The sequence below is a fragment of the Loktanella sp. M215 genome (assembly GCF_021735925.1).
Lineage (GTDB): Bacteria > Pseudomonadota > Alphaproteobacteria > Rhodobacterales > Rhodobacteraceae > Loktanella.
On the sequence record NZ_WMEA01000001.1, the window covers coordinates 3,920,747 to 3,937,456 of the forward strand.

The window sequence follows — 16,710 nt, forward strand, 5'->3', positions numbered from 1 at the left end:
AGGATTCCCCATGGCCTACGCCCAGACCGACAAACGCGAGCTTGCCGACGCCGCCTACCTGTCCAACCCCGCGCCCAACGTGCGGACGCGCGAGAAGATGGAAGGCGGCCGCAAGTTCGTCCTGAAGACCGAATTCGAACCCGCCGGCGACCAGCCGACGGCCATCGTCGAGCTGTCCGAAGGTGTCAAAAACGGAGAGCGGGATCAGGTGCTGCTAGGGGCCACCGGCACCGGCAAGACCTTCACCATGGCCAAGATCATCGAAGAGACCCAGCGCCCCGCGATCATCCTCGCCCCCAACAAGACGCTCGCGGCGCAGTTATATGGCGAATTCAAGGGCTTCTTCCCCGAAAACGCCGTGGAATACTTCGTCAGCTACTACGACTACTACCAGCCCGAAGCCTACGTCGCCCGGTCGGATACCTATATCGAGAAGGAATCCCAGATTAACGAACAGATCGACCGGATGCGCCACTCGGCCACGCGGGCGCTGCTGGAACGCGATGACGTGATCATCGTGGCCTCGGTGTCCTGCATCTATGGTATCGGGTCGGTGGAAACCTACGGCGCCATGACGCAGGACATCCACGTCGGCAAATCCTACGACCAGCGCAAGATCATGGCGGACCTGATCGCCCAGCAATACCGCCGCAACGACGCCGCCTTCCAGCGCGGCACCTTCCGCGTGCGCGGCGATTCGCTGGAAATCTTCCCCGCCCACCTCGACGACCGCGCCTGGCGGTTGAGCTTCTTTGGCGAGGAACTGGAGTCGATCACCGAATTCGACCCCCTGACGGGCGAGAAAACCGACACCTTCCCGAAAATCCGCGTCTACGCGAACTCGCACTACGTCACGCCCAAACCGACGATGCAGCAGGCCATCATCGGCATCAAGAAAGAGCTGCGGATGCGGCTGGATCAACTGGTGAACGAAGGCAAGCTGCTGGAAGCACAGCGGCTGGAACAGCGTACCAACTTCGATCTGGAAATGCTGGAAGCGACCGGCGTCTGCAACGGGATCGAGAACTATTCCCGCTACCTGACGGGCCGCGCCCCCGGCGAGCCGCCCCCCACCCTGTTCGAATTCATCCCCGACAACGCCATCGTGTTCGCGGACGAGTCCCACGTCTCGGTCCCGCAGATCGGCGGCATGTACAAGGGCGACTTCCGACGCAAGATGACGCTGGCCGAACACGGCTTCCGCCTGCCGTCCTGCATGGACAACCGCCCGCTGAAGTTCGAGGAATGGGACGCTATGCGCCCCCAGTCCGTCTTCGTCAGCGCCACCCCTGCGGCGTGGGAACTCGAACAAACCGGCGGCGTCTTCACCGAACAGATCATCCGCCCCACCGGCCTGATCGACCCGGTCATCGAGATCAGGCCCGTCGAAATGCAGGTCGACGACCTGCTGGACGAGGTCCGCAAGGTCTCTGCCGCCGGTTTCCGCACGCTCTGCACCACGCTGACCAAGCGCATGGCCGAGGACCTGACCGAATACATGCACGAACAGGGCATCCGCGTGCGCTACATGCACTCTGACATCGACACGATCGAGCGGATCGAGATCCTGCGCGATCTGCGCCTTGGAGCCTTCGACGTGCTGATCGGCATCAACCTGCTGCGCGAGGGTCTGGATATTCCCGAATGCGGTCTCGTCGCCATCCTCGACGCCGACAAGGAAGGCTTCCTGCGTTCCGAAACCTCCCTCGTCCAGACCATCGGCCGCGCCGCGCGGAACGCCGAAGGCCGCGTCATCATGTACGCCGACCGGATCACCGGGTCGATGGAACGCGCGATGAAGGAAACAGAGCGTCGCCGCACCCGCCAGACCGCCTACAACGTCGAACACGGCATCACGCCGACGACGGTGAAAAAGAACGTCGAAGACATCCTCGCGGGCCTCTACAAGGGCGACGTCGACATGAATCGCGTGACGGCCAAGGTCGAACGTCAGGGCTCCAACATGAAGGCCGTTCTGGACGGCTTGCGCACCGACATGCGCAAGGCCGCCGAGAACCTCGAATTCGAAACCGCCGCCCGCCTGCGGGACGAGCTGAAACGGCTGGAGGCCGTCGAGCTTGCGATTGCCGACGATCCGTTGGCGCGCCAACAGGCCGTCGACAAGGCGGTCGAAGACTCCGCCAAGGCCTCAGGCCGGTCTACGGGCGGACGCGGGGGCATGCGGGGTGGAAAGTCGCGGTATGGGGGGAAGAAGCGTTAGGCCAAACCGGCCCGACCCCACTCGTTATCTGCGGGGCCGGTCGTCCGACCGCCCCGTCAGCGCCTTGATCAGCACGACCAGCACCACGGCGCCAACCGCACCGATCACGAGGATCGCCAGCAGGCCCGCACCGATTGCGGCCGTGACGCCCAGCAAGGCCAGCACGAAGGGCAGCGCCACGGCGCCGATGATGCCTGCGACAATGTAGGCGCCCTTGTTGCCTCCGGTGATGACCGCAGCGATCAGGCCCGCGACCAGACCGATCACGGCCAGCAGTGAAATCGCACCCCAGCCGACCACTTGCAGAAAGGTGTCCATCGTCGTCTCCTTTGAATGTTCCAACCTCAACGTGACCTGTCCCGCCGCGTTCCGCAACGCCCGTGAATTGTCCCCGGTGTGACCCAAACACCGCGCAGACAATCTTGACAGCACCCCGGCCCCGCGCCATCTAGACGTCAGAGTGGGGACGTAGCTCAGTTGGGAGAGCGCGTCGTTCGCAACGACGAGGTCGTCGGTTCGATCCCGATCGTCTCCACCAAGACCTTCATTGAAATTTCCTGCAGAGTCCGTGACACTTGGCGCCCGGCGCTGGCAACTGCGCACTGCTTTTCGGACGCGGCACGTCGCACCCCCCTTACAGGAAAAAGGCCGCCCCGGAGAGGGCGGCCAATTCCTGCGATCTAAAAAATGATCAGTTCGACGCGGCGGTTGCCTCATAGGCCGGCATCTCTTTCAGTTGGTCCGTCGTCATGCCGACATAGGCGCGCATGTCGCTACCATCTGCCATCGCCAGAACCTGCATGCTGCTCAGAGAGATCGCGACCGGCTTTGCACCCAGTCCCAGAAATCCGCCGACATCCACGATGGCGGCCGAGACGGTGCCGTCGGCGCCGATGACAGGCTCGCTGATCGTGCCGACCTTGTTGCCGTCCGTGTCATAGACGTCCAGTCCGGTCAGCTGTTCGACGGTGATTTCGGTCACCACAACGTCGCTGTAGCCGTCCATCGTCATCGCCGATGCGGCATTCTGAACGGACATGGAATCGTTCGACGTGCCATCGGTCGCCGGTGCTTCGGATGCGGAGGTGGACGAATCCGCAGGTACGACCTCGGTGCTGGTGCCTGTGCCGGTGCTAGTCACGGACATGCTGTCGGTGGATGTGCCGTCAGTCGCAGGCATGGCGGAGGTCGGAGCCGGGTTGCCGGTGCTTTGCACGGACATGCTGTCGGTGGATGTGCCGTCGGTTGCAGGGCTGGTGGCGGGGGTCTGCGCCACGGCCGCATTGGCCATGACGAGGGCAATTGCCGTGCTGGCGAGAATGGTTTTCATCAGTCAAATCCTTTGGGTCGTCCAGGCCTGACGCTTCAGGCCATGTTCTGCATAGACAACCGCCCACCCTGCACAGGGGTTCATCAACTAACTGTCATCGCGCACACTTTTCCGGATTCGGACCGCGACATCAGCGGCGACTGGCGGCCCGATCCGGGTCATGCATCGCCCATCAGATTGCACGCAAAGGCACGACCGCCCGTCTTACAGGCGCAGGATCGGCGCGCCCTCTTGCCAGCGCCCCTTGACCAGAAATCCCCGCGCGCCCACGGCGGGGAATTGCGTCTTCCAGTCCAGAAACCGGTCGTTTGTCACGACCCGCAGGCGATCCCGTGCCGCATGGGCCAGCAACAGCGGATCTGCCGGCGTCCCGCCGGCCGCGACGGTGACCGACGACGCGGGCAGACCGATCATGGCACCCAGTGCCACTGCATCCCTGAACCCCTCTGCCAGCTTGTAGCACGCGTTGGCGTCGAAATAGACGTGCGGCCGCTCGCCCTTGTCCACCAGCGCCTGCACCACTCGGCGCAGCACCACGGCGGACGGCGCGTTCCCGTTCCAGTGCATGACGTTCGATCCGTCGATCAGGATTGTCGGGCGGGCCTGCGGCGGAACGCGCGGCCTGTTTGTCCGCCGCCGCTGCTGCGGGATCCGGCGCGGCGCCACGTCCGCGGGCGAGCGCCGCCGCCACACCTCCCACAGGGTGTCCCACAGCAGGCCCAGCGCCAGCCCGGCCAGTGCGAACCACGCGAAGGTCTGCAAGCGGGCCGGGTCGGCCCCGCCCAGCACCAGCAACACCAGCAGCACCGCAAGTGCTGCAGCCGGTCCCGTCATGACGTCATCCCTTGCCCTTCCACGGCACCATGATCCGCTCCAGCCAGCGGATGCCAAGGTCGATGGTGAACCCCACGATCCCGATCACGATCACCCCCATCAGCACGATGTCCGTGTTCTGGAACTTGGACGCAACCATGATCATCATGCCGACGCCGGTCTGTGCCGCCACCAGCTCTGCCGCGACGACGGTGCCCCAGCAGACCCCCATGGCCACCCGCGCACCGGTGAATATCTCCGGCAGGGAATTCGGGATGACGACATGCCGCATCACCTGCCATTTCGACGCGCCCAATGAATAGGCCGCATGCACCTTGGAAATCCGCACGCCCGACACGCCGGAGCGCGCGGCGATCGCCATGATCCAGAGTGCCGCAAGGAACAGCAGGATGATCTTGCCCGTCTCACCGATCCCCGCCCAGATGATGACCAGCGGGATCAAGGCAAGCGGCGGGACGGGCCGCATGAACTCCACGATGGGGTCGAACCAGCCGCGAAACCAGTCCGACAGGCCCATGGCATAGCCGAGGGGGATGCCCACAAGCGCCCCCAGCAAAAAGCCCACGATCACCCGGAACAGCGAATAGCCCAGGTGTTCCCACAGGCTCGCCCCCCGGAACCCGTCGCGGGCGATGGTCACAGCCTGCGCCCAGACCGCCTCTGGCGGCGGCAGCCAGATCGGCTCCATCTGCCAGCCGGACGCAGGCGCGATGTTCAGCGTGCCCTTGGGGGTCATCATCACCCGGCCAAAGCCGGTGCGCACAGACCCGCCCGGTGCGATGGGCGTGCCATCGACCGCCGTGATCTGGGCCCCCTGATCGCGGGTGACCTCGTCGTTGTCAGCCACGCGCAGCAGGGCGCTGCGGAACATGCCGATGGCGATGGAGTCGTTGCGGGCCATGCCGGTACCGGGATCGACCTGCGGATCGGGGGTGGTAACATCGGCGGGGTGGACCAGCACCGTGACCGTAGCGTCATCGGTCGCCCCGTCCGGCCCCGTCAACGTGTAGTCAAACGTCGCCGTCCCCTGAAACGGCCCCGGCATGTGCAGGAATCCCGGCAGCAGCTTTGATCCGGTAAACGCCCCCCAGAGCACGAAGATCAGCACAATGCTGATGACCGACGCGACCCCGTTCGACACCACGGCGGATTCATCGCCAAAGGTCACGGTTTTCAGGCCACCATAGTCATGCTTTGGCCGCAGCAGGCGGCGGACAAAGGACCAGACGAGCATCAACGCAAGGATCAGCGCGACATAGGCCAGAATGAACGGCACCGCCCCGCCCACTGCCTTCAATACCGTCAGGAATTCGCCCCAAAGCGCCGCTAGAACGGCCATCAGACCTGCTCTCCGGCGCTGCCCATGATCTCCTCCTCCATGTTCCAGATCATCGACAGGATCTCCTCCCGGGTCTGGGCAAAGCGGGGATCCTTCTTGACCTCGCGCAGGTCGCGGCCCACGCCCATGTCGGCAAAGGGCAGATTGTATTCCTTATGGATGCGCCCCGGTCGCGGCGCCATGACGATCAGGCGCTCGCCCAGCAGCAGGGCCTCCTCGACCGAGTGGGTGATCAGGATGATGGTCTTGCCCGTCTCTTTCCACAGCTTCAGGACAAGGCCCTGCATCTTTTCGCGCGTCAGCGCGTCCAGCGCGCCCAGCGGTTCGTCCATCAGGATCACGTCGGGTTCATTCGCCAGACACCGCGCCAGTGCCACGCGCTGCTGCATGCCGCCCGACAACTCATAGACCGCCTTGTCCTTGAAATCCCGCAGGCCCACGACGTCGAGCAGGTGATCGACGATCTCGCGCTTCGGTCCCGCCTTCATGCCCTTCATGCGCGGACCAAAGCCCACGTTCTTGCGCACGTTCATCCATTCGAACAGCGCGCCTTGCTGAAAGACCATGCCGCGGTCCGGCCCCGGCCCGGTGACGCGGTTGCCGTTCAGCGTGATCCGCCCCGCGGTGGGTGCCAGAAACCCCGCCACGATGTTCAGCAAGGTCGTCTTGCCACAGCCCGACGGCCCCAAAACGCTGAGCAATTCGCCCGGTTTCAGGTCGATGCTGACGTCCTTCAGCGCCTGCACGGCGCCCCCCTGCGGCAGATCGAACCGCATGGACAGATTCTCGATATGCAGACCGGCCACGGCAGCCCCTCTTTCAGTCGGTGCGGTGCGCGACCACCGCCGCACACCGCAAGGGGCTTACATGCTCTCTGCAGCCTGCAACGGCCCGGTGTTCACCGCCGCCGTATAATCGTCCAGCGCCGAGGGGATCGACCCCGCATCGACAAAGACCTGTGCCACACCCTTCATGAACTCCGCCGCATTGCCGCCCAGCCACTTCTGGCCCAACTGGTCCTCGACACCCGGAAAGGTGAAAGTCGCCATAAAGTCGCGAACCGCCGCCTCGTCCATGCCGCTGTCCTGCGCGATGACGGGGATCATCTCCTCGACCTTGGCGCCGGAATTCCATGCGTCATTGGCCTTGGCCGTCACGGACAGGAATTTCGCCACCACATCGGGATTTTCAGCCACGAATGCCGCCGGGGCAGAGGTCACGTCGAACACGAGGATCCCCAACTCGGTCTTCTCGTCGCCGGTCAGCAGCACGTTGCCATAGTCCATCGCCGTGCGCAGCGACCCGCCGTAACCGCACATCATGTCCACCGCCCCCTGCGCCAGCGCCGCAGCGCCTTCGGGCGGGGCCATGTCAACGACCTGCATGCTGCCCACGTCCACGCCAAAGTGGTCCATCTGCTTAAGGAACCCGTAATGCGCCGCCGTTCCCAGCGGCACAGCGACCTTCTTGCCGGCCAGCTCACCGGCCGATTCCTTGTCGATCTCCAGACCGGAGGCCACGACGCAATTGTCATTGTCCGCATAGCTGACGGCCACATCCAGCACCTGCAGGTCCTGACCCGCGCTGACCGCGATCACGAAGGGCGGCACGCCCTGGCTGACCGCAATCTGCACATCGCCCGAGGCCATTGCGGCCGACATCGCGGTGCCGGTATCGAAACTGACCCAGTTCACCTTCATGCCCAGCGCCTCATCGTAGGTACCCTGCACCTTGGCGAATTCGAACGGCATCGGCCATTCAAGGAAGTAACCAACGGTCAGCTCTCCATGCGCCTCAGCCATCGCCTGACCGCCGGTCAACAGCGCCAGCGCGCCCGTGGCCCCCATCATCGTCGTCTTCAATGTCATCTGTCGTCTCCCGGTTGAAAGCACCCCGCATCGGGGCATGGACCGGGCGGGTGCATCCCGCCTCTCGCCCTGCAGCTAATCACAGGCCACCCCGGTCTGACCAGTGCACAGGTGACGCGCGGCCTGCGTGTCGCGAACGGGACTCCAGCCGTCGCGCATCGCGCTGCAAATTGCGGCATGCGGATGCAATCTCTTGCCAAAGGCGGACCGCCCGGCCAAGACTGGAACCTGTTGCCCGCTGCCCTCTGACCCCGGATTTGCCCCATGAACCAGCACACCCTGTCGAACGATCCCGCCGCCGTCATCGCCGCCGACCGCGCGCATGTCTGGCACCACCTGATCCAGCACAAACCGTTCGAGACGATCGACCCCCGCATCATCGTCGAAGGCCGCGGCCTGCGCGTCTGGGACATCAAGGGGCGCGAACACATCGACGCCGTGTCCGGTGCGGTCTGGACCGTGAACGTGGGCTACGGCCGCAAGCGGATCGCCGATGCGGTGGCCGCCCAGCTGACCAAGATGTGTTTCTTCGCCGGCGCCTCCGGCACCATCCCCGGCGCGCAATTCGCGGAAATGCTGGTGGACAAGATGCCGGGCCTCGACCGGGTCTATTACGCAAACTCGGGGTCAGAGGCGAACGAGAAGGCCTTCAAGATGGTGCGCCAGATCGCGCACAAGCATCACGGTGGCCGCAAGCACAAGATCCTGTTCCGCGAACGCGACTACCACGGCACGACGATCACCAACCTCTCTGCCGGCGGCCAGCACGAGCGCAACGCCCAGTACGGCCCCTATACGCCGGGTTTCGTGCAGGTGCCGCATTGCCTTGAATACCGCCGTCAGGATGGCCTGACAGACGACGACTACGGCGTCCGCGCCGCCGACGCGATCGAAGAGGTCATCCTGCGCGAAGGCCCGGACACCGTCGGCGCGCTCTGCCTGGAACCGATCACCGCCGGCGGCGGTATCGTGACCCCGCCGAAAGGCTACTGGGACCGCGTGCAGGAGATCTGCCGCAAATACGACATCCTGCTGCACATCGACGAGGTCGTCTGCGGTCTGGGCCGCACCGGCACCTGGTTCGGCTACCAGCAATACGGCGTGCAGCCCGACATCGTGACGATGGCCAAGGGCGTCGCATCGGGCTACGCCGCGATCTCCTGCTGCGTGACCACGAACGCCGTGTTCGAGCAGTTCAAGGACGACACCGACCCGATGTCCTATTTCCGCGACATCTCGACCTTCGGCGGTTGCACCGCAGGCCCGACAGCGGCGATCGAGAACATGGCGATCATCGAGGAGGAAGGCCTGCTCGCGAACTCCGCCACGATGGGCATCCACCTGAAGGCCAACCTGCACGCCCTGATGGAAAAGCACGCCGTCATCGGCGACGTGCGCGGCCAGGGCCTGTTCTGCGGCGCCGAACTGGTCACCGACCGCGGCACCAAAGACCCGCTCAATGAAAAGCAGGTCGGCGCCATCGTGGCCGACTGCATGGCGCAGGGCGTGATCATCGGGGCCACGAACCGCTCCGTCCCGGGCTTCAACAACACGCTGCTTTTCGCCCCGGCCCTGATCGCGACGACCGACGACATCGATCAGATCACCGACGCTGTCGACCGCGCCCTGACCCGCGTTCTGGGCTGATCTTCTTCTGGTCGCAAATACTTCGGGGTGCGGGGCAGAGCCCCGCGCCGGTTTTTCGACGAAAAATCGGATGATCGCCCAACAATATGCTCTGCCCAAGGATCAACACCATGAAGATGACCACCGAAGAAGCCTTCGTCAAAACCCTGCAGATGCACGGGATCGATCAGGCCTTCGGGATCATCGGATCCGCCATGATGCCGATCTCGGATATTTTTCCCGACGCGGGCATCACTTTCTGGGACTGCGCGCACGAAGGCTCCGCCGGGATGATGGCCGACGGCTACACCCGCGCCACGGGCCGCATGAGCATGATGATTGCGCAGAACGGGCCTGGCATCACCAACTTCGTTACCGCCGTCAAAACCGCCTACTGGAACCACACCCCCCTGCTGCTGGTCACCCCGCAGGCCGCCAACAAGACCATCGGTCAGGGCGGCTTTCAGGAGGTCGAGCAGATGAAGCTTTTCGAAGACATGGTCGCCTATCAGGAAGAGGTCCGCGATCCCTCCCGCATCGCCGAAACCCTGAACCGCGTCATCATGGCCGCCAAGCGCGCCTCTGCCCCCGCCCAGATCAACGTGCCCCGCGATTTCTGGACGCAGGTGATCGACGTCGACCTGCCGCAGATCGTGGCGTTCGAGCGTCCCTCCGGCGGTGAAGGCGCCATCGCGCGCGCCGCCGATCTACTCTCCAACGCCACATTCCCGGTGATCCTGAACGGCGCCGGCGTCGTGCTCTCCGATGGCGGCATCGCGGCCTCCATGGCCTTGGCCGAACGCCTCGATGCGCCGGTCTGCGTGGGCTACCAGCACAATGATGCCTTCCCCGGATCGCATCCCCTGTTCGCCGGGCCGCTGGGCTACAACGGCTCCAAGGCGGCGATGGAACTGATCGCCAAGGCGGATGTCGTGCTGGCGCTTGGCACCCGCCTGAACCCCTTCAGTACCCTGCCGGGCTATGGCATCGACTATTGGCCACGCGACGCCGCGATCATCCAGGTCGACCTGAACCCCGACCGCATCGGTCTGACGAAAAAGGTCAGCGTCGGCATTGTCGGCGACGCCGCGACCGTCGCCGACCGCATCCGCGGCGCCCTGTCAGACACGGCGGGCGATGCGGGACGGCAGAACCGCAAAGCCCTGATCGGCGACACAAGATCCCGCTGGGCGCAGCAGTTGTCGTCGATGGACCACGAAGACGACGACGCAGGCACCACCTGGAACCAGCGTGCCCGCGCCGACAAGCCGGACTGGATGTCGCCCCGCATGGCCTGGCGCGCGATCCAGAGCGCCCTGCCGCGCGAGGCGATCATCAGCAGCGACATCGGCAACAACTGCGCCATCGGCAACGCTTACCCCAGCTTCGATCAGGGCCGCAAATACCTCGCCCCCGGCCTCTTTGGCCCCTGCGGCTATGGCCTGCCGTCCATTGTCGGTGCCAAGATCGGACAACCGTCCGTGCCCGTCGTCGGCTTCGCCGGTGACGGCGCCTTCGGGATTGCCTGCAACGAATTGACCGCCATCGGGCGGCCCGAGTGGCCCGCGATCACCATGGTCGTCTTCCGCAATTACCAGTGGGGCGCGGAAAAGCGCAATTCGACCCTGTGGTTCGACGACAACTTCGTCGGCACCGAACTGGACGAAGGCGTGTCCTACGCCGCCATAGCCCAAGCCTGCGGCCTGAAAGGCGTGCAGGTCAAGGGGATGGCAGACCTGACCGAAACCCTGAACACCGCGATCACCGACCAGATGCAGAACGGCAAGACGACCCTGATCGAGGTCCTTCTCAATCAGGAGCTGGGAGAGCCGTTTCGCCGCGACGCGATGAAGAAGCCGGTGCGCGTGGCTGGCATTTCCAAGGACGACATGGCGACAGCGCAGGTCTGATGCCCTTCGACCTTGCGCCCGGCATCGCGGCTTATTTGGCCTGTGCGCTGCTTGGGGCCGCGATCATCCGCGGCTATACCGGATTTGGCTTTTCGGCCATCGTCATCGCCTGTGCAGCGCTGGTCACGAACCCGCTGCCGCTGATGCCCGTGGTTTTTCTGTGCGAGATCGCGATGACCGCCCTGCAGGCCCGCGGCATCCGCGGCCATGTCGACTGGTCCCGCGCGCTGGCGCTGCTGGGCGGGGCCGCGGTGGCGCTGCCGCTGGCGGTCACGACCATGCTGACCCTGCCGGCCGAGGCCGTGCGCCTGCTCGTCAGCGCGGTCATCGGCGCGCTGGCCCTGCTGATGCTGACCGGCTGGACCCTGCAACGCCCCTTGGGCCGCGCAGGCCATATCGCCGTCGGCACGATCGCGGGTGCGGCCAACGCGGCAGGCGTGGGCGGCTTGCCCGTCGCCGCCTGCCTTGGCGCGCAAAACATCCCGCCCGCGACATTCCGCGCCACGATGATCGTCTTTCTGACCGGCATCGACCTGATGACCCTGCCGTTGCTGGGCCTCGGCGGCCAGATCACGCAGGCGACCTTCGTGGCCGCCCTCATCGCAGCACCCCTGCTGGCCATCGGCATCCTGCTCGGCAACCGCCGCTTCGCCGCAGCCCCGCCCGCCGCCTTCCGCCGCCTCGCCACATGGCTGCTGATGGCGCTCTCCGCTTTGGGCCTGATCCGAGCGCTCATATGAGCATCCTCGTCCTTAACGCCGGCTCGTCTTCCGTCAAATCCGCCCTCTTCGCGACCGACCTTACAGCGCTGGACAGCCTGACCATCTCAGAGGTCACCAACCACGCCGCCGCCATCGCCACCATCCTGGACCACTACGCACGCCACACCCTGACGGCGAGCGCCCACCGCGTCGTCCACGGTGGAGACGTGCTGACCGCCGCCACCCGCGTCACGCCGCAGGTCCGCGCACAGATCGCGGCCCTGATCCCCCTCGCCCCGCTGCACAATCCTGCGGCCTTGGCCGGAATCGACGCCGTGACGACGCTTGCCCCAAACCTGCCGCAGGTCGCCTGTTTTGATACGGCCTTTCACGCGACCAACCCGCGCGTTGCCACGACCTACGCCATCCCCGTGACGCCGGGCATCCGCCGCTACGGCTTTCACGGCATCAGCTACGCCGATCTCGCCCGCCGCGTGACCCCGCAGCCCGACCGCCTTCTGGCGCTGCACCTCGGCAACGGGGCGTCCCTCTGCGCCATCAAGGCAGGACAGTCCGTCGCCACCACGATGGGCTATTCGCCGCTGGACGGCCTGACCATGGGCACCCGGTCCGGCAGCATCGACCCCGCAGCCGTCCTCGCCCTCGCCCGCCTGCACGGCATTGACGGCGCGGAAACCCTGCTGAACCGCCACAGCGGCCTCGCGGCCCTCGGCGGTGCCTCGGACATGCGCACCCTTTCTGCCACTGGCACCCGTGCCGCGCGCTTTGCAATCGGGCACTTCACCTACTGGGCGATCCGCCACGCGGGGTCCATGATCGCCGCGATGGGCGGGATTGATGCACTGGCCTTTACCGGTGGCATCGGCGAGAATGATCCCAATATCCGCGCCGCGATCATGGAGGGGCTGGCCTTCACCGGGCTGGTCATGGACGCGGCAGCGAACGCAGAGGGAGAGGCCCGCTTGCACACCGACCGATCACCCGTCGCCGCCTGGATCGTTCCCGCGCGCGAAGAGAGTGCCATCGCCCGCGCGGCTCTGGACCTGCTGGCGTGAGCGATCCGACCCTCGATCTGTCACGCCCCGTCGGTGACGAGGTCCGCAAGACCACCTGCTACATGTGCGCCTGCCGCTGCGGCATCGACGTCCACATGAAGGGTGGCAAGGTCGCCTATATCGAGGGCAACCGCGATCATCCCGTCAACAAGGGCGTCCTCTGTGCAAAGGGCAGCGCGGGCATCATGCAGCACAACGCCCCCGCCCGCCTGCGTGCACCCCTCAAACGCACCGGCCCGCGCGGATCGGGCGAGTATGAGGAGATCAGCTGGGACGAGGCCCTGACCCTCGCGACCTCCTGGCTGAAACCGCTGCGCGAGACGGCGCCCGAAAAGCTCGCCTTCTTCACCGGCCGCGACCAGTCGCAGTCCTTCACATCCCTCTGGGCGCAGGGCTTCGGCACCCCGAACTACGCCGCCCACGGCGGCTTTTGCTCGGTCAACATGGCCGCCGCGGGCATCTACACCATGGGCGGCGCCTTCTGGGAATTCGGCACCCCCGATTGGGAGAATACCAAGCTTTTCCTGCTCTTCGGCGTGGCCGAGGATCACGACAGCAACCCCATCAAGATCGGCATCGGCAAGCTCAAGGCGCGCGGCGCGCGCATCGTCGGCGTCAACCCGATCCGCACCGGCTACAACGCCGTGGCCGACGACTGGTTCGGCGTGACACCGGGCAACGACGGACTGCTGATCCTGAGCTTCGTCCACTGCCTGATGACCGCAGGCCAGATCGACGTGGACTACCTCGCGCGCTTCACCAACGCGAGCGTGCTGGTCAATCAGGACCCCAAATCCCCCGACTACGGCCTCTTCATCCGTGATGACGAGTTGCGCCCGCAGGTCATCGACCAGCGCACCGGCAAGCTCGCGCCGTGGAACGGCGAAGGGGTGGAACCGCAACTGACCGGCACATGGCGCAACGCGGGCACTACCCATCGCAGCGTCTTTCACCTGATGGCCGACCGCTATACCGACCCTGTCCACGCGCCTGAAAACGTGGCCGACCGCGTCGGCATCCCCGCCGCCCGCATCCGGCAACTGGCCGCCGACATGGCAAACGTGGCCTTCAACCAGCCGGTGATCCTCGACCGCCCTTGGACCGACTTTCGCGGCAAGCACCATGCCCAGATGATCGGCCGCCCGGTCAGCGTCCACGCCATGCGCGGCATCTCGGCCCATTCCAACGGCTTCCAGACCTGCCGCGCGCTGCACATGCTGCAGATCATCCTTGGTGCGGTCGAAACGCCAGGCGGCATGCGGTTCAAACCGCCCTACCCCAAGCCCGCCACAGCCCACCCCAAGCCCCATTGCAAGGTCGTCCCCGGCCAGCCCCTGAACGGCCCGCATCTCGGCTATCCGCAGGGGCCGGACGACCTGTGCCTGACCGACGCAGGCACCCCCGCCCGCATCGACAAGGCCTTCACCTGGGAAAACCCGCTTTCGGCCCACGGGCTGATGCACATGGTCATCTCCAACGCGCACGCTGGCGATCCCTACAGGATCGACACGCTCTTCATGTACATGGCCAACATGTCGTGGAACTCCTCGATGAACACACGAGGCGTCATCGACATGCTGACCGACACGGACGCGGACGGCGACTACGTCATCCCGCGCATCATTTACTCCGACGCCTATTCATCGGAAATGGTCGCCTACGCCGACCTGATCCTGCCCGATACGACCTACCTCGAACGCCACGACTGCATCTCGCTCCTCGACCGCCCGATCTCAGAAGCTGACGCCATGGCCGATGCGATCCGCTGGCCGGTCGTCCAGCCTGACCGCAACGTGCGCGCCTTCCAGTCGGTCCTCTGCGACCTCGGCGCGCGGCTGTCCCTGCCGGGCTTCGTCAATGACGACGGCACCGCGAAATACGCCGATTATGCCGATTACATCACCCACCACATCCGCCGCCCCGGCATCGGCCCGCTGGCAGGCTGGCGCGTGGGCGATACCGGTCTGCAGGACGGCCGCGGCGGGCCCAACGACAATCAGCTGAACGAATATATCGCGAACGGTGGTTTCTGGACCAGAAACATCCCCGACGGCGCCGCCTATTACAAACCCTTCAACCGCGCCTATCAGGACTGGGCCGTGACGATGGGCCTCTATGACGCGCCGCAGCCCTACATCTTCCAGCTCTACGTCGAACCCCTGCGCCGCTTCCAGCTCGCCGCCGAAGGGCACGGCCACCGCCAGCCCCCGGACCATTTGCGCGGCCAGCTCCGCGTCACGATGGACCCCCTCCCCATCTGGTATCCCCCGTTCGAGGATGCCCATATCGACCCCGCCGAATACAACGTCCACGCCCTGACCCAGCGGCCCATGGCCATGTATCACAGCTGGGGCGGCCAGAACGCATGGCTGCGCCAGATTCACGGCCACAACCCGCTCTACGTGCCGACGAAGATCTGGGCCAAGCATGGCTTCAAGGACGGCGACTGGGCGCGCGTCACCTCGGCCCACGGCTCCATCACCGTGCCCGTGGCCCTGCAGGCGTCGCTCAACGAAAACACCGTCTGGACCTGGAACGCCATCGGCAAGCGCAAGGGCGCCTGGGCGCTGGACAAGGTTGCACCCGAGGCGACCCGCGGCTTCCTGCTCAACCACCTGATCCACGAACTGCTCCCGCCCAAGGGCGACGGGTTGCGCTGGTCCAACTCCGACCCGGTCACCGGTCAGGCCGCCTGGTTCGACCTGCGCGTCAAGATCGAGAAATCCGGCACCCCGCAGGAATCCCAACCCATCCTGCCCCCGCTCGCCTCCCCCGTCCCGCCCGCCCCGACATCCCTGCACTGGAAGATCCGATGACCCGCACCCTCCTCGCTTTTTCAGCAAATACTCCCGCCGGAGGCTCCGACCGTCGCCCGGAAGCACGCCGCACCGCCCCTGCACCCCAGCCGTCCACTTCCCAGAATAAACGCCCTGACGCATCTTGCCGCGCCACGGGCCAGACCCAATGACCCTGCCGCTCCACATCGCCACCCAAGGCAACCCGGCCAATCCATCCATCGTCATGCTGCACGGCTTCTCCATGTCGCACGCGATCTTCGCACCGCTGATGGCGCGGCTGTCGGACTCCTTCCACGTCATCGCCCCGGACCTGCGCGGCCACGGCCTGTCACCCAAACCCGAACAGGCCTACGGAGACAGCGCCGCCTGGGCCGCCGACATCGCGCAGATCCTGGCCTCCCTTGACAGGCCGCTGCTGCTGGGCTGGTCCATGGGCGGTCGCGTGGCGATGGACTATATCCGCCACCACGGCGATGCGGCCCTGTCGGCCCTCGCGCTGATCGGCAGCTACACTGGCCCGGTCCCCGCCGCGACCAAGGCCAACCGCGGCCCGATGTTCGACGAAGACCAGCGCGAAACCGGCACCGCCGCCTTCGTCCGCGCCTGCACGAAAGACCCCCTCGCCCCTGACCTCGCACAGACTCTGCTGGACGAGGCGCTCCTGTGCCCCCATCACGTCCGCATGGCCCTCGCCGCCCGCGACGAGGACTACACCGCCGACGCCGCGACCGTCACCGTCCCGACGCTGATCCTGCACGGCGACGCCGACGCGATCGTTCCGCCCGCCGCCTCCGCCGCCCACAACATCCCGAACGCCACCCACGTCATCTACGACGGCATTGGCCACACCCCCTTCCTCGAAGCGCCCGACCGCTTCGCCGACGACCTCGCAGCCTTCGCCCGAGAGGCCCGGAAATGATCCTTCTTCTGGTCGCAAATACTTCGGGGGGAGTCCGCAGGACGGGGGGCTGGCCCCCCCGATGCCGGCGCAAAAAAGAACCACACCA

The 16,710-nt window shown here is 65.6% G+C and carries 13 protein-coding genes and 1 tRNA gene; 8 read left to right on the top strand and 6 right to left on the bottom strand.

The window, feature by feature from the left end:
• Window positions 1-10 precede the first annotated feature (10 nt).
• Window positions 11-2,221 carry an excinuclease ABC subunit UvrB gene (gene uvrB / locus GLR48_RS19255; protein ID WP_272911434.1) on the top strand — a complete coding sequence of 737 codons (2,211 nt, stop codon included), beginning with the start codon at window positions 11-13 and terminating at the stop codon, window positions 2,219-2,221.
• 24 nt (window positions 2,222-2,245) lie between these two features.
• On the opposite strand, the gene GLR48_RS19260 is transcribed toward uvrB, so the two are convergent.
• On the bottom strand, window positions 2,246-2,539 hold the full coding sequence (locus tag GLR48_RS19260; protein ID WP_237064040.1) for a GlsB/YeaQ/YmgE family stress response membrane protein: 294 nt from the start codon (window positions 2,537-2,539) through the stop codon (window positions 2,246-2,248).
• A gap of 144 nt (window positions 2,540-2,683) precedes the next feature.
• Here GLR48_RS19260 and GLR48_RS19265 point away from each other — a divergent pair.
• A tRNA-Ala gene (locus GLR48_RS19265) sits at window positions 2,684-2,759 on the top strand.
• A gap of 153 nt (window positions 2,760-2,912) precedes the next feature.
• Here the strand turns inward: GLR48_RS19265 and GLR48_RS19270 are convergent.
• From GLR48_RS19270 to GLR48_RS19290, 5 genes are all read right to left on the bottom strand, one after another.
• On the bottom strand, window positions 2,913-3,551 hold the full coding sequence (locus GLR48_RS19270) for a PRC-barrel domain-containing protein (RefSeq protein ID WP_237064042.1): 639 nt from the start codon (window positions 3,549-3,551) through the stop codon (window positions 2,913-2,915).
• 204 nt (window positions 3,552-3,755) lie between these two features.
• Window positions 3,756-4,385: an NYN domain-containing protein gene (locus GLR48_RS19275; protein WP_237064045.1), complete on the bottom strand. Its 630-nt coding sequence runs from the start codon at window positions 4,383-4,385 to the stop codon at window positions 3,756-3,758.
• 4 nt (window positions 4,386-4,389) lie between these two features.
• Window positions 4,390-5,619: an ABC transporter permease gene (locus tag GLR48_RS19280; RefSeq protein ID WP_237064605.1), complete on the bottom strand. Its 1,230-nt coding sequence runs from the start codon at window positions 5,617-5,619 to the stop codon at window positions 4,390-4,392.
• A gap of 104 nt (window positions 5,620-5,723) precedes the next feature.
• Window positions 5,724-6,530 (bottom strand): taurine ABC transporter ATP-binding protein, encoded by an 807-nt coding sequence (locus GLR48_RS19285; RefSeq protein WP_237064047.1) that lies wholly within the window; start codon window positions 6,528-6,530, stop codon window positions 5,724-5,726.
• A gap of 57 nt (window positions 6,531-6,587) precedes the next feature.
• Entirely contained in the window at window positions 6,588-7,592 is a 1,005-nt protein-coding gene (locus GLR48_RS19290; protein ID WP_237064049.1) for a taurine ABC transporter substrate-binding protein, read from the bottom strand.
• Window positions 7,593-7,856: 264 nt separating this feature from the next.
• Between GLR48_RS19290 and GLR48_RS19295 the strand changes: the two genes are divergently transcribed.
• The 6 genes from GLR48_RS19295 (at window position 7,857) to GLR48_RS19320 (ending at window position 16,622) form a co-directional block, all read left to right on the top strand.
• Entirely contained in the window at window positions 7,857-9,239 is a 1,383-nt protein-coding gene (locus GLR48_RS19295) for an aminotransferase family protein (RefSeq protein ID WP_237064051.1), read from the top strand.
• A gap of 110 nt (window positions 9,240-9,349) precedes the next feature.
• Window positions 9,350-11,128 (top strand): sulfoacetaldehyde acetyltransferase, encoded by a 1,779-nt coding sequence (gene xsc / locus GLR48_RS19300; protein ID WP_237064053.1) that lies wholly within the window; start codon window positions 9,350-9,352, stop codon window positions 11,126-11,128.
• A complete protein-coding gene (locus tag GLR48_RS19305) occupies window positions 11,128-11,868 on the top strand; it encodes a TSUP family transporter (RefSeq protein ID WP_237064061.1) in 741 nt (246 codons plus the stop codon). The genes xsc and GLR48_RS19305 overlap by 1 nt, the downstream gene beginning before the upstream one ends.
• On the top strand, window positions 11,865-12,905 hold the full coding sequence (locus GLR48_RS19310; protein WP_237064063.1) for an acetate/propionate family kinase: 1,041 nt from the start codon (window positions 11,865-11,867) through the stop codon (window positions 12,903-12,905). The genes GLR48_RS19305 and GLR48_RS19310 overlap by 4 nt, the downstream gene beginning before the upstream one ends.
• The gene (locus GLR48_RS19315; RefSeq protein WP_237064065.1) at window positions 12,902-15,721 is read left to right on the top strand and encodes a molybdopterin oxidoreductase family protein; all 2,820 of its coding nucleotides are present in this window, start codon (window positions 12,902-12,904) and stop codon (window positions 15,719-15,721) included. Before GLR48_RS19310 ends, GLR48_RS19315 begins: the two co-directional genes overlap by 4 nt.
• Before the next feature lie 148 nt (window positions 15,722-15,869).
• Complete coding sequence (locus tag GLR48_RS19320; protein WP_237064067.1) at window positions 15,870-16,622, top strand: alpha/beta fold hydrolase; 753 nt, start codon at window positions 15,870-15,872, stop codon at window positions 16,620-16,622.
• Window positions 16,623-16,710: the final 88 nt, after the last annotated feature.